The organism is Pseudomonas sp. NPDC089530 (assembly GCF_050280705.1).
In the GTDB taxonomy this organism is placed as follows: Bacteria; Pseudomonadota; Gammaproteobacteria; order Pseudomonadales; family Pseudomonadaceae; genus Aquipseudomonas.
In genome coordinates this window covers 1-12,649 of the sequence record NZ_JBNNVU010000125.1, presented here as the reverse complement: position 1 = coordinate 12,649, position 12,649 = coordinate 1, and the positions used below count along the sequence as shown (strand labels likewise).

Genomic DNA, 12,649 nt, shown 5'->3' with positions numbered 1-12,649 from the left:
GACCAGGGCCAGGATGAAGAACGCCGAAGCCGCGAGGCGACGAATCAGGTTCAGGCTTCGATCACGAAGTAGTTGTAGCCCTGGCGGTTGAGCTTGTTGACCAGGTTACGCAGGTAGATCGCCTGGTCCGCCGGGCTGGCGTCGGCGCCACCACGCATGCGACCGTTGCTCGGCCAGCCCACTTCGGACAGCAGCAGCGGTTTTTTCGGGAACATGGTTTTCAGGTCGCGGGCGCGGTCGAGGACGAACTGCCCGGCCTTGTCCACCGGGATGAATTCCCAGTAAGGCAGGACGTGGGCGGCGATCAGGTCGACATGCTTGGCCAGTTCCGGGTGTTCTTCCCAGACGTGCCACTGTTCGGACGTGGTGACCGGCACCTTGACCGCGGCGCGCACGCGATCCAGCAGTACGCTGAGTTGGTCGGCGGTGATTTCCTTGCGGAAGATCGCTTCGTTGCCGACCACCACGCGCACGACGCTGCGCGAGCTGTTGGCGATGTCGATGGCGCGGGTGATTTCCCGCTCGTTGCGTTCCAGGTCCGGGCTGATCCAGATCCCCAGGGTCACTCGCAGGCCGAACTCTTCCGCCAGCTTGGGGATGTTCTCCAGGGTGCCGTCGACCGAGTAGGTACGGATGTTGTCGGTCAGCTTGCTCATGATCTCTAGGTCGCGACGCATTTCGTCGTCGGTCGGGTACTGTTCTTTCTGCGGGAACTGGCCCAGCTGGAAAGGCGAGTAGGAAAAGCCGGAGATCTGGGCAGGCCAGTTGGGGGCGGAAACCGGGCGGTTGATCAGCGCCCAGAAGCCGGTGAACAGGGCGGCGATTGCCAGAACCACCACCAGGTTGAGTCCAAATTTACGCGATGACATAGCTATTTCGGGTTCCAAAGGGTGTGGAACGGGGGACGGTCGGCAGGCGCCAGGCGGCGCGCATCCTACACTGGCCTTCAACCGGGCGTACAGCGCACAGGAGAGAGCCGCAGGTTGGGCAATTGAAGTCGATTTAAGTTCTCGGCGACCGCTCTTTCAGATAGTTCCATTTATTAAAGCAGCCCCGAGTGCCATTCATAGGGCAAGGATGCTCTTGGCGGGCATCGGCCCTATAATGCGCGCCGGTTTTTGGGGTAATGGTCATGAGTACAGAAGATCCGCGGTTTGCTGGCGTCGCCCGGTTGTATGGCATCGAGGGGCTGGAACGCTTGCGCGCCGCCCATGTGGCGATCGTCGGCATCGGCGGCGTCGGTTCCTGGGCGGCGGAAGCCATCGCCCGTTGCGGCGTGGGCGAGATCTCGCTGTTCGACCTGGACGACGTTTGCGTGAGCAACAGCAATCGGCAGTTGCACGCCCTGGACAGCACGGTCGGCAAGCCCAAGGTCGAGGTCATGGCCGAGCGCCTGCGTGGGATCAATCCGGACTGCAGCGTGCATGCGGTCGCGGACTTCGTCACCCGCGACACCATGGCCGAATACATCACGCCGAACATCGATTGCGTGATCGACTGCATCGACAGCGTCAACGCCAAGGCGGCGCTGATCGCCTGGTGCAAGCGGCGCAAGATCCAGATCATCACCACCGGCGGCGCGGGCGGGCAGATCGACCCGACGCTGATCCAGGTCTGCGACCTGAACCGCACCTTCAATGACCCGCTGGCTTCGAAAGTGCGCTCGACCCTGCGTCGCGACTACGGGTTTTCCCGCACCGTGACCCGCCACTACAGCGTGCCTTGCGTGTTTTCCACCGAGCAGCTGCGCTACCCGAAACCGGACGGCAGCATCTGCCTGCAGAAGAGCTTTGTCGGCGACGGGGTGAAACTCGACTGCGCCGGCGGTTTTGGCGCGGTGATGATGGTGACCGCCACCTTCGGCATGGTCGCGGCGACCAAGGCGGTGGACAAGCTGGTGGCGGGCGTGCGGCGCCCGGCCGACAGAATCAAGCCCGCAGCCGTTTGATTCTGTAGGGGCGGCCGGTCGACGCTCGATTGCCCGCGATAGCGCTGTGTCAGGCATGACGCAATCGCGGGCAAGCCTCGCTCCTACAGGAGGGGGCCGGCCAGCTCGCGCATCCGTTGCAGCACCGCATTCAGGCCATTGCTGCGCGACGGCGACAACTGGCGCGACAGGCCCAGTTGATTGAACCAGTCTGGCAGGTCCACCCGTTGCAGTTCCTCGGCGGACAGGCCGTTGACCCGCGCCAGCAGCAGGGCCACCAGGCCGCGGATCAGCCGCGCATCGCTGCTGGCGGCGAACTGCCAGCGACCGTCCTGCAAGCTGCCCACCAGCCAGACCTGGCTTTCACAGCCATGCACCCGGTTGGTTTCGACCTTGTCGGCTTCGCTCAGTGGCGGCAGACGCTCGCCCCATTGCATCAGCAAACGTGCACGCTGTTCCCAGCCAGTGGCCTGTTGAAAGGTATCGAGGGCGGCCAGGGCGTCGGCGGGCAGGCTCATCGCAGCAGCTCCAGGGCCTGATCCAGGGCTTCGAAGAAGCGCTCAAGGTCCTCGGAGTCGTTGTACAGCGCCAGGGATACCCGGATCGCCCCGGCCAGGCCGAGGCTTTTCAGCAACGGCATGGCGCAGTGGTGCCCAGCGCGCACGGCGATGCCCTGTTCGGTCAGCAGGTGGGCCAGGTCGGCGTTGTGCACGCCATCGACCACGAAGCTGACCAGCGCCAGCTGCGGCGTGCCCAGCAGGCGCAGGCCGTTGCGTGCCTGCAGGCCTTTGAGCAGGTAGTCATGCAGGGCGGCTTCATGGGCACTGACCGCATCCTGGTCGAGGCCGGCGAGGTAATCGAGGGTCGCTCCCAGGCCGATCACACTGGCGATTGGCGGGGTGCCGGCTTCGAACCCCAGCGGGGCGGGGCGGAAGCTGGCGTGCTGGTAATCGGCCTGCAGGACCATCTCGCCACCGAACTGCCAGTGACGCAGGCTCTGCAGCGCCTCGTGGCGCCCGTAGAGCACGCCGAGGCCGTCCGGGCCGTAGAGCTTGTGGCTGGAGAACACATAGAAATCGCAGCCCAGCGCCTGCACGTCGTGGCGCCCGTGGACCACGCCCTGGGCGCCGTCGACCACGGTCAGGGCGTGGTGCGCCTTGGCCAGGGCCAGCAGTGGGGGCAAGGGCTGCCAGGCCCCGAGCACGTTGGACAACTGGCTGACGGCCAGTAACCGGGTACGCGGGCCGATCAGGCGTGCGGCGGCGTCGAGGTCGATCAGGCCGGCGTCGTCCAGCGGCAGGATCACCAGCTCGAGGCCGCGACGTTGCGCCAACTGCTGCCAGGGCAGCAGGTTGGCGTGATGCTCCAGGGCGCTGATGACGATCTGGTCGCCCGGGTTGAATTGATGTTCCAGGCCGTAGGCCAGAAGGTTCAGCGCGGAGGTCGCACCGTGGGTAAAGATGATCTGTCCGCTCTCGGCGGCGTTCAGCCACTGCGCCACCTTGTGCCGGCTGTTCTCGAACGCCTGGGTGGCGTGGGCGCCAGGCAAATGCTGCGCGCGATGCACGTTGGCCGCGCCATTGGCGTAGTAGTGTGCCAGGGAGTCCAGCAGGGCTTGGGGTTTTTGCGTGGTAGCGGCGTTGTCCAGGTAGGTCTGGTCCTGTCGCTGCAGAGCGGCGATGGCCGGGAAGTCGGCGCGCCAGGGGGAGGGTACAAGCATGGTGGCAGAACTCGTTTGAACAGGCCGGGCGCCGATGATAAGCGCCCGGCTGGTTCCAGTGGAACCGAATCGCCGCTTAGGCTCTGACGAAAACTGCCTGCGCGTCATTCATGCTGCGTTAAAAACAGACTCGGAATGCTCATGTAGGCCCCTACACTGCGCTTCCTCGTCTGTTTTTGCCTTGCCTGAACGCCGCTCGGCTACTTTTCGTGCAGATCCTAGTTGTGAGCGTGCAGCGCTTCGTTCAGCTCGATGGCCGACTTGTGGGTCTTGCACTCCACGGCGCCGGTCTCCGAATTGCGGCGGAACAGCAGGTCGGGCTGGCCGGCCAGCTCACGGGCCTTGAGCACCTTGACCAGTTGGTTGTTCTCGTCCAGCAGCGCCACCTTGGTGCCGGCGGTCACGTACAGGCCCGACTCCACGGTGTTGCGGTCGCCCAGCGGGATACCGATACCGGCGTTGGCGCCGATCAGGCAGCCTTCGCCGACCTTGATCACGATGTTGCCACCGCCCGACAGGGTGCCCATGGTCGAGCAGCCGCCGCCCAGGTCCGAACCCTTGCCGACGAATACGCCAGCGGAAACCCGGCCTTCGATCATGCCCGGGCCTTCGGTGCCGGCGTTGAAGTTGACGAAACCTTCGTGCATCACGGTGGTGCCTTCGCCGATGTAGGCGCCCAGGCGGATACGCGCGCTGTCAGCGATACGCACGCCGCTCGGCACCACGTAGTCGGTCATTTTCGGGAACTTGTCCACCGAGAACACTTCCAGCAGCTCGCCGCGCAGGCGGGCTTCCAGTTGACGCTCGGCCAGCTCGCCGAGGTCGACCGCGCCCTGGTTGGTCCAGGCCACGTTCGGCAGCAGCGGGAAGATCCCGGCCAGGTTCAGGCCGTGGGGCTTGACCAGGCGGTGGGACAGCAGGTGCAGCTTCAGGTAGGCCTCAGGCGTCGAACTCAGCTGGGCGTCTTCGGCCAGCAGGGTGGCGACCAGCGGCTTGTGGCTTTCGGCCAGGCGGGTCAGCAGGGCGGCCTGGGCGGCGTCGATGCCTTTCAGCGCATCGGCCAGTTCCGCGGCCTGGGCGTTGGTGAAGGCGATGGCCTGGTTGCCTGCGCCGTAGCCCAGTACCGGGGCGACGGCGGCGACGATTTCCGCCGACGGCTTGAGCAGGGGCGCGGCATAGAAGACTTCCAGCCAGGCGCCTTGACGGTTTTGAGTGCCGACACCGAAGGCCAGGCTGAACAGGGTAGTGGACATGCTGTTACCTCTTACGAAATTGAACGGGCAGCTCTTATTGGATTTCTGCCGCGTAGAGATCCGGCTTGAAGCCAATCAGGGTTCGGTCACCGAGATCGAGCACCGGGCGCTTGATCATCGAGGGTTGCGCGAGCATCAGTTCGATCGCTTTCGCCTGGTCGAGATCGGCTTTGCGTTCGTCGTCGAGTTTGCGAAAGGTCGTGCCCGCGCGGTTCAACACCACCTGCCAGCCGTGCTCGTCGCACCATTGGTTCAGGTGTTCACGGTCGATTCCGACCGTTTTGTAGTCATGGAAGTCATAGCTGACAGCGTGTTCATCGAGCCAAGTGCGCGCCTTTTTCATGGTGTCGCAGGCTTTGATGCCGAAAAGGTGCAACGTTTTGCTTGAAGCGGTCAAGGAATTGCCCCCTTTTGAGATGCTGGAGTCAAAGGTTCGGATTATGCCACGCCCACGGCGGTTCGGCGTCGGCGAAGCTCCGGCTTTGTCGCTTTGTGTGACAAGAGCATGGGGCCCTTGCGACTTTTGTGCAGCGGTCAGGCCCCAGCTTAAGCCGTTAATATGGCACTTCGACGGTAACCTGTTGCCTGAAGTCTGCTGCTGTCCGATGGGGAAAACCGCTTTATGCAAACCGCTTATACCGTCCTGATCCTGCTGATGCTGGTGAGTGTCTCGCGCCTGGTCGGACGGGTGATTCCGCTGCCGTTGCCCCTGGTGCAAATCGCCGCCGGCGCCTTGCTGGCCTGGCCCTCCCTGGGGCTGCATGTGGCCCTGGACCCGGAATTGTTTCTGTTTCTGTTCCTGCCGCCGTTGCTGTTCTCCGATGGCTGGCGCATGCCCAAGCGCGAGCTGTGGCGCCTGCGTGGCCCGGTCCTGACCCTGGCCGTCGGCCTGGTGCTGTTCACCGTGGTGGGGGCCGGCTACTTCATTCACTGGTTGTTGCCGACCATCCCGCTGCCGGTGGCCTTTGCCCTGGCGGCGGTGCTGTCGCCGACCGATGCCGTGGCGGTGTCGGCCATTACCCAGAACCGCCTGCCCACGCCGCTGATGCACATGCTGCAGGGCGAGGCGCTGATGAACGATGCGTCGGGCCTGGTGACCTTCAAGTTCGCCCTGGCGGCGGCCGTGACCGGGGCGTTTTCCCTGGCCAACGCCAGCCTGACCTTCGTGCTGGTGGCCGTGGGTGGCCTGGCGGTCGGCGTGGCCCTGAGCTGGCTGGTGGGCCGCTTGCGCGCCTGGATGATCGCCCGCGGCTGGGACGACCCGGCGACCCATGTGGTGTTCATGCTGTTGCTGCCGTTCGCCGCCTACGTGCTGGCCGAGCGCCTGGGGGCCTCGGGCATCCTCTCGGCGGTGGCGGCGGGCATGATGCAGAGCTGGCTCGATCTGCTGCCGCGGCAGACCAGCACCCGCCTGCTCAACCGTAGCGTCTGGTCGCTGTTGGAGTTCGCCTTCAACGGGCTGATCTTCCTGCTGTTGGGCCTGCAATTGCCGGACATCATCAAGGCCGTGGTCAGCCATGAAACCACGGTGTGGCCGACTCTGTTCTATCGCTGCCTGGAGGTGGCGGCGATCTTCCTGGTGCTGCTGGTATTGCGCTTCATCTGGGTGCAAAGCATCTGGCGTCTGTCCGGCCTGCTACGGCGCTGGCGCGGCAAGGGCGAGCTGACGCTGGTGCCGACCGCGCGCTCCTGCTGGCTGCTGACCCTGGGCGGGGTGCGCGGAGCGGTGACCCTGGCGGGCGTCATGTCAGTACCGCTGTGGCTGGGGGCGGGGGAGGCCTTTCCCGAGCGCGACCTGCTGATCTTCATCGCCGCCGGGGTGATTCTGTTGTCGTTGATCGCTGCCTGTATTGCCTTGCCGCTCTTGCTGCGGGGCATCCAGAAGAGTCCCGATGAGAAGCGCCATGCCGAAGTCCGCGATGCCTGGCGCAAAACCGCCGAGGCAGCGATTCATGCCCTCGAAGCCGAGGAAGTGGCCGACGGGGTCAACGCCCCGGACGCGGCCCAGGCGGCGCTGGCCATTGAGCTCAAGGGGCGGTTGATGGCGGAGTATCGTCATCAACTGGAGGTATTCAACGATTCCGCCGAGGCCCAGGCGCTGGCATTCCAGATGGATCTGCTGGAGCGCAAGTTGCGCGTGAAGGCGCTGCGGGCGCAGCGGCTGGAGTTGTACCGGTTGAGCCGCCAGCACCAGATTGGCGACGACGTGCTGCGTGAGGTCCTGGGCGAGCTGGACCTCAGCGAGGCCAATCTGGGGCAGGTGAAATAGCGCTTGTGTAGGGGCGAGGCTTGCCCGCGAGAAAGACGACGCAATGCACCTGATGCACCGCGTCATCGTTCATCGCGAGCAAGCTTCGCTCCTACGGGGCTGCGTGCTTATTTACGGCGCAGGACGAAATCGCGGATCCGCTCGGCCGCTTCCACGCATTCGGCCAATGGCGCCACCAGGGCCATGCGCACTCGGCCGGCGCCCGGGTTGTTGCCGTCGACCTCGCGGGACAGGTAAGAACCCGGCACCACGGTCACGTGTTCCTGCTCGAACAGGTCGCGGCAGAACGCCGCGTCGTCGCCCGCCACGTTCGGCCACAGGTAGAAGCTGCCGTCCGGGCGCCGCACGTCGAGCACCGGTGCGAGGATCTCGAGCACCGCATCGAATTTCTCGCGATACAGCGCGCGGTTGGCGCGCACATGCACTTCATCGTTCCAGGCCGCGACGCTGGCCAGTTGGGTTTGCACCGGCATGGCGCAGCCGTGGTAGGTGCGGTAGAGCAGGAAACCCTTGAGGATGTCCGCGTCGCCGGCGACGAAGCCGGAGCGCAGGCCTGGCAGGTTGGAGCGCTTGGACAGGCTGTGGAATACCACGCAGCGCTTGAAGTCCTGGCGTCCCAGTTCGGCGCAGGCGGTGAGCAGGCCAGGTGGCGGGCTCTGCTCGTCGAAGTACAGCTCGCTGTAGCACTCGTCGGCGGCGATCACGAAGTCGTACTGGTCGGCCAGGGCGATGATTTTCTTCAGGGTGTCGATCGGGATCAGCGCGCCGGTGGGGTTGCCCGGCGAGCACAGGAACAGGATCTGGCAACGCTGCCAGATCTCGGCCGGTACGGCGTCGAAGTCCGGGTTGAAGCCGTTTTCATCCAGGCACGGCAGGTAGTGCGGCTTGGCCCCGGCGAGGAAGGCCGCGCCTTCGTAGATCTGATAGAAGGGGTTCGGGCTGACCACCAGGGCATCGTCGCCACGGTTGACCACGGTCTGGGTGAAGGCGAACAGCGCCTCGCGGGTGCCGTTGACCGGCAGCACGTGGCGCGCCGGGTCGATCCAGCCGTTCGGCACGCCAAAGCGCCGCTCGCACCAGCCGGCGATGGCTTCGCGCAGGGCGGGCAGGCCCAGGGTCGTCGGGTACACCGCCATCTGGTCCAGGTTGTTGGCCAGGGCTTCGGCGACGAAGCTCGGCGAACGGTGCTTGGGTTCGCCGATGGACAGCGCGATCGGGCGCTTGGCCGGGTTCGGCTGGACGCCGCCGAGCAGGGCGCGGAGTTTTTCGAACGGGTAGGGCTGCAACTGGTTCAGAGCGTTGTTCATCGGTGCGGTGTCTCACTCAAAGCGGGTCGTGGCGCGTGGTCAGATGCTCAGGCGCGTCAAGGCGGTAGTCGGTTCGTGGCTGACGCTCAGCTGCTCGACGATGGCGTCCTGCAGGCGGCTGCACAGCTGGGGATCGGACAGTTGCTGGTTGTGCGCGTCGGTGATGAAGAACACGTCTTCCACGCGCTCGCCCAGGGTGGCGATCTTGGCGTTTTGCAGCGACAGGTCGAACTCCAGGAAGATCTTGCCGATGCGCGCCAGCAGGCCGGGGCGATCGGGTGCGCTCAGTTCGAGCACGGTCACCGGGCGCTGGGCGTCGTTGTGGATGGTCACTTGCGGTGGGAAGGCGAAGTGCTTGAGCTGACGCGGCACCCGACGCTGGATGATGGTCGGGTAGTCGTCAGGGTTGCGCAGGGCCTCGGTAAGGCCGTCGCGGATCTGTTTGACGCGTTGTGGGTTGTTGCCGATCGAGCCGCCGTCGTTGTCGAGCACGATATAGGTGTCGAGGGTGAACTGGCTGCTGGAGGTGATGATCCGGGCGTCGTGGATGTTCAGGTTCAACTGGTCCATCGCGGCTACGGTCACGGCGAAGAAGTCGTGCTGGTCCGGGGCGTAGATGAAGATCTGCGTGCCGCCCTCGAATTCGCGCTGGGTGGTTTCCTTGATCAGCACCAGCGGGCCGCCGTCGGCCGGCTGCTGGAGGATCGCGTCGCTGTGCCAGGCCACGTCGCCGGCGGTGTGGCGCAGGAAGTAGTCGTCGCCCAGTTGCGCCCAGAGTTGCTCGACGTCGTCCGGATCGGTGCCGGCGCGGACCAGGATGTCCAGCGCCGCGCTTTGGGTCTGGCGGATCTGTTCCTCGCGGTCCACTGGGTTTTCCAGGCCGCGGCGCAGGGCGCGCTTGGTTTCGGTGTAGAGCTGGCGCAGCAGGCTGGCGCGCCAGGAGTTCCACAGCGTCGGGTTGGTGGCGTTGATGTCGGACACCGTCAGTACATACAGGTAGTCCAGGCGGGTCTGGTCGACCACTATCTGCGCGAAGTCATGGATGACCTGCGGGTCGGACAGGTCCTTGCGCTGGGCTGTGGTCGACATCACCAGGTGGTTCTGTACCAGCCAGACGATCAGGCGGGTGTCCCACAGCGGCAACTGGTGGCGGATGCAGAAGGCTTCCGCGTCCACGGCGCCGATGTCCGAGTGGTCGCCGTGCCGGCCCTTGCCGATGTCGTGGTAGAGCCCGGCCAGGTAGATCAACTCGGGTTTGGGCAGCTTGGCCATGAGCTTGCTGGCCAGCGGGAATTTCTCCGAGACCTGGGTGTACTGCAGTTTGCGCAGGTGCTTGATCAGGTTCAGGGTGTGGAAGTCGACCGTATAAATGTGGAACAGGTCGTGTTGCATCTGCCCGACGATATGGCCGAACTCCGGCAGATAACGCCCGAGAATGCCGTAGCGGTTCATCCGCCGCAGGTTGCGGTGGACGCCGATCTCGCACTTGAACAGCTCGATGAACAGGCTGGTATTGCGGATGTCATGACGGAAATCGTCGTCGATCAGATGACGGTTTTCCTGCAGCAGGCGAATGGTGTCGGCGCGTACGCCCTTGATCTCCGGGTGCTGGGCCATGAGCACGAAGATTTCCAGCATGGCGAACGGCGTGCGCCGGAACACATTGGTGTTGATCGCCTCGATGTAGCCGTTGTGCAGTTGGAACCGCGAGTTGATCGGCTGCGGTGGCGCTTCGTCTTCCGGCGCTAGGATGACTTCCTCGAAATGCTGGATGATCAGGTCGCTCAACTGGGCGATGCTCATCACCACCCGGTAGTACTGCTGCATGAAGCTTTCGATGGCCTGCTTGGCGTCGTTGCCCTCGAAACCCAGCAGCTTGGCGATCGAGCGCTGGTGGTCGAACAGCAGGCGGTCTTCGGCGCGCCCGGCGAGCATGTGCAGGGCGTAGCGGACTTTCCACAGGAATTCCTGGGACGAGGCCAACAGGGTGTTCTCGCTTTCCACCAGGAAACCTTCGCCGGCCAGGGCCCGCAGGTTCAGGGTGCCGTACTGGCGCCGGGCGACCCAGAGGATGGTCTGGATGTCCCGCAGGCCGCCGGGCGAGCCTTTGACGTTGGGTTCCAGGTTGTATTCGGTGTCGTTGTACTTGTGATGCCGCGCCTTCTGTTCGGCGCGCTTAGCCAGGAAGAAATCCTTGCTGGGCCACATGTGGGCCGTGCTGGTGACATCCAGCATGCGTTGGCGCAGGTGTTCGGGGCCGCAAATGGTGCGGCTTTCCATCAGGTTGGTGACCACTGTCAGGTCGGCGCGGGCCTCTTCGGCGCATTCCTCCACCGAGCGCACGCTTTGCCCCACTTCCAGGCCGATGTCCCAGAGCAGGGTGAGAAAGCGTTCGATGGAGTCGCGGAAGATTTCGTGGTCGGCGCTGTCCAGCAGGATCAGCAGGTCGATGTCCGAGTAGGGGTGCAGTTCGCCGCGACCGTAGCCGCCGACCGCCACCAGGGCGATGTCGGCGTCTTTGCTCCAGTCGAATCGGTCCCAGGCCTTTTGCAGGATGTTATCGACGAACCAGGCACGGTCCTCGATGAGCCGGCGGATATCCCGTCCGTTGCGAAAGCGTGTGTCGAGCACTTCGTGTGCCTGACGGATGGCTTTCTTGAAGGCCGCGATAGGGCTGGCCTTCAGGGCCAGTTCCGCCTGGAACTGGCCGCGGTCGAACAATTCGGGATCCACCTGCGGCATCGATTGGCTTTCCTTTCTATCTATAGGGACCGGCGCAGATGCATGGATCAGGCCGAAACGCGCGGGATGGTGTCATCGCTGCGCAGGGTGAAGATCTCGTAGCCGGTCTCGGTCACCAGCAGCGTGTGTTCCCACTGCGCGGAGAGCTTGCGATCCTTGGTGATCGCGGTCCAGCCGTCGCCCAGCACCTTGGTGTCGGCCTTGCCCTGGTTGATCATCGGCTCGATGGTGAAGGTCATGCCGGCTTTGAGCTCCATGCCGGTGCCGGCACGGCCGTAGTGCAGGATCTGCGGTTCTTCGTGGAACACTTTTCCGATACCGTGGCCGCAGAACTCGCGAACCACCGAAAAGCCGTTCTTCTCAGCGTGCTTCTGGATGACTTCGCCGATGTCGCCCAGGCGGCAGCCCGGCTTGACCAGTTCGATGGCCTTGTACATGCATTCCTGGGTGATCTGCGACAGGCGCTCGGCCCAGACCGGCACGGTGCCGACGTGGAACATGCGGCTGGTGTCGCCGTGGTAGCCGTCCTTGATGACGGTGACGTCGATGTTCAGGGTGTCGCCATCCTTCAGCGGCTTCTCGTTCGGGATGCCGTGGCACACCACGTGGTTGATCGAGGTGCAGATGGACTTGGGGAAACCCTTGTAGTTCAGCGGAGCGGGGATCGCCTGCTGCACATTGACGATGTAGTCGTGGCAGATACGGTCCAGCTCTTCGGTGGTCACACCGGGTTTGACATGCTCGGCAATCATTTCCAGCACATCGGCGGCCAGTTTGCCGGCGACACGCATTTTTGCGATGTCCTCGGGAGTTTTGAGGGTGACGGTCATACAGGCTCTCTTGACGCTCAGTGGCGCGGGTAAACACGGAATGGCTTGAAAACGGCGTGCCGCAGACCAAGCCCGCTTGGTCGCGTCGCGCTTTCATATAGCCTCAAAAGTGCGATTCTAACAGAGCCCCGGGGCAAATCTGAGGCTCTGTGCATATAACAGTGGAGCATTCTGGCCCGATTCCAAGGGGGGAGCCAAAAGGCGCTCCGTGGGAAGTGAGAATCCGGGTTCCGTTTTTGCCCTTCTTGTGATATAAAATGCGCCGCTTTCCGGGGATGCCCCGAAAAGCCCAAACCCACACACGTGTCGACACGATGACCTGGGTGCCCTCAGCACAAGCTGTTGGTTGGTCATTGGGATACGTGGAGGCCTAACCCGACTTATTAAGGAACTATCATGTCCCAAGTCAACATGCGCGATATGCTGAAGGCCGGTGTGCACTTCGGTCACCAAACCCGTTACTGGAATCCGAAAATGGGCAAGTACATTTTCGGCGCGCGCAACAAGATTCACATCATCATCAGCACGCCTGCGACCAAGGGGCCGACACTGGCCCCCACGCCATAGGTCACCAGCAACATGGCGGTCAACGAAACCCGTC

At 63.9% G+C, this 12,649-nt stretch carries 9 protein-coding genes and 3 pseudogenes; 3 read left to right on the top strand and 9 right to left on the bottom strand.

Annotated features, from left to right (window positions below; all coding sequences use genetic code 11):
• Positions 1-53: 53 nt before the first annotated feature.
• A pseudogene (locus tag ACQKQA_RS27805) lies at positions 54-869 on the bottom strand (beta-(1-3)-glucosyl transferase); the annotation flags it as partial.
• 263 nt (positions 870-1,132) lie between these two features.
• Between ACQKQA_RS27805 and tcdA the strand changes: the two are divergent.
• Entirely contained in the window at positions 1,133-1,948 is an 816-nt protein-coding gene (gene tcdA / locus ACQKQA_RS27800; RefSeq protein WP_427564419.1) for a tRNA cyclic N6-threonylcarbamoyladenosine(37) synthase TcdA, read from the top strand.
• A gap of 83 nt (positions 1,949-2,031) precedes the next feature.
• Here tcdA and ACQKQA_RS27795 read toward each other — a convergent pair whose 3' ends face one another.
• The 4 genes from ACQKQA_RS27795 to ACQKQA_RS27780 all read right to left on the bottom strand — a co-directional run bounded on the left by ACQKQA_RS27795 (position 2,032) and on the right by ACQKQA_RS27780 (position 5,243).
• Positions 2,032-2,445, bottom strand: a complete 414-nt coding sequence (locus ACQKQA_RS27795; RefSeq protein WP_427564418.1) for a SufE family protein — start codon at positions 2,443-2,445, stop codon at positions 2,032-2,034.
• A complete protein-coding gene (locus ACQKQA_RS27790) occupies positions 2,442-3,647 on the bottom strand; it encodes an aminotransferase class V-fold PLP-dependent enzyme (protein ID WP_427564417.1) in 1,206 nt (401 codons plus the stop codon). The genes ACQKQA_RS27795 and ACQKQA_RS27790 overlap by 4 nt, the downstream gene beginning before the upstream one ends.
• Positions 3,648-3,865: 218 nt before the next feature.
• Positions 3,866-4,900, bottom strand: a complete 1,035-nt coding sequence (gene dapD / locus ACQKQA_RS27785) for a 2,3,4,5-tetrahydropyridine-2,6-dicarboxylate N-succinyltransferase (protein WP_427564416.1) — start codon at positions 4,898-4,900, stop codon at positions 3,866-3,868.
• Positions 4,901-4,934: 34 nt separating this feature from the next.
• Positions 4,935-5,243 (bottom strand): arsenate reductase, encoded by a 309-nt coding sequence (locus tag ACQKQA_RS27780; RefSeq protein WP_427564420.1) that lies wholly within the window; start codon positions 5,241-5,243, stop codon positions 4,935-4,937.
• A 279-nt stretch (positions 5,244-5,522) separates the two neighbouring features.
• Between ACQKQA_RS27780 and ACQKQA_RS27775 the strand changes: the two genes are divergently transcribed.
• Positions 5,523-7,169: a Na+/H+ antiporter gene (locus tag ACQKQA_RS27775; RefSeq protein WP_427564415.1), complete on the top strand. Its 1,647-nt coding sequence runs from the start codon at positions 5,523-5,525 to the stop codon at positions 7,167-7,169.
• Between the two features lie 107 nt (positions 7,170-7,276).
• Here ACQKQA_RS27775 and dapC read toward each other — a convergent pair whose 3' ends face one another.
• From dapC to map, 3 genes are read right to left on the bottom strand one after another with little or no spacing between them, the layout of a single operon-like run.
• Positions 7,277-8,476 carry a succinyldiaminopimelate transaminase gene (gene dapC, locus ACQKQA_RS27770; protein ID WP_427564414.1) on the bottom strand — a complete coding sequence of 400 codons (1,200 nt, stop codon included), beginning with the start codon at positions 8,474-8,476 and terminating at the stop codon, positions 7,277-7,279.
• Between the two features lie 39 nt (positions 8,477-8,515).
• Positions 8,516-11,218: a [protein-PII] uridylyltransferase gene (locus tag ACQKQA_RS27765; RefSeq protein WP_427564413.1), complete on the bottom strand. Its 2,703-nt coding sequence runs from the start codon at positions 11,216-11,218 to the stop codon at positions 8,516-8,518.
• A gap of 47 nt (positions 11,219-11,265) precedes the next feature.
• Positions 11,266-12,048, bottom strand: coding sequence for a type I methionyl aminopeptidase (map, locus tag ACQKQA_RS27760; RefSeq protein ID WP_427564412.1), 783 nt, complete (start codon positions 12,046-12,048; stop codon positions 11,266-11,268).
• Between the two features lie 396 nt (positions 12,049-12,444).
• Here map and ACQKQA_RS27755 point away from each other — a divergent pair.
• Positions 12,445-12,567, top strand: a pseudogene (locus ACQKQA_RS27755) (30S ribosomal protein S2); the annotation flags it as partial.
• Here ACQKQA_RS27755 and ACQKQA_RS27750 read toward each other — a convergent pair.
• Positions 12,561-12,649, bottom strand: a pseudogene (locus ACQKQA_RS27750) (hypothetical protein); the annotation flags it as partial. The pseudogenes ACQKQA_RS27755 and ACQKQA_RS27750 sit on opposite strands and share 7 nt — an antisense overlap.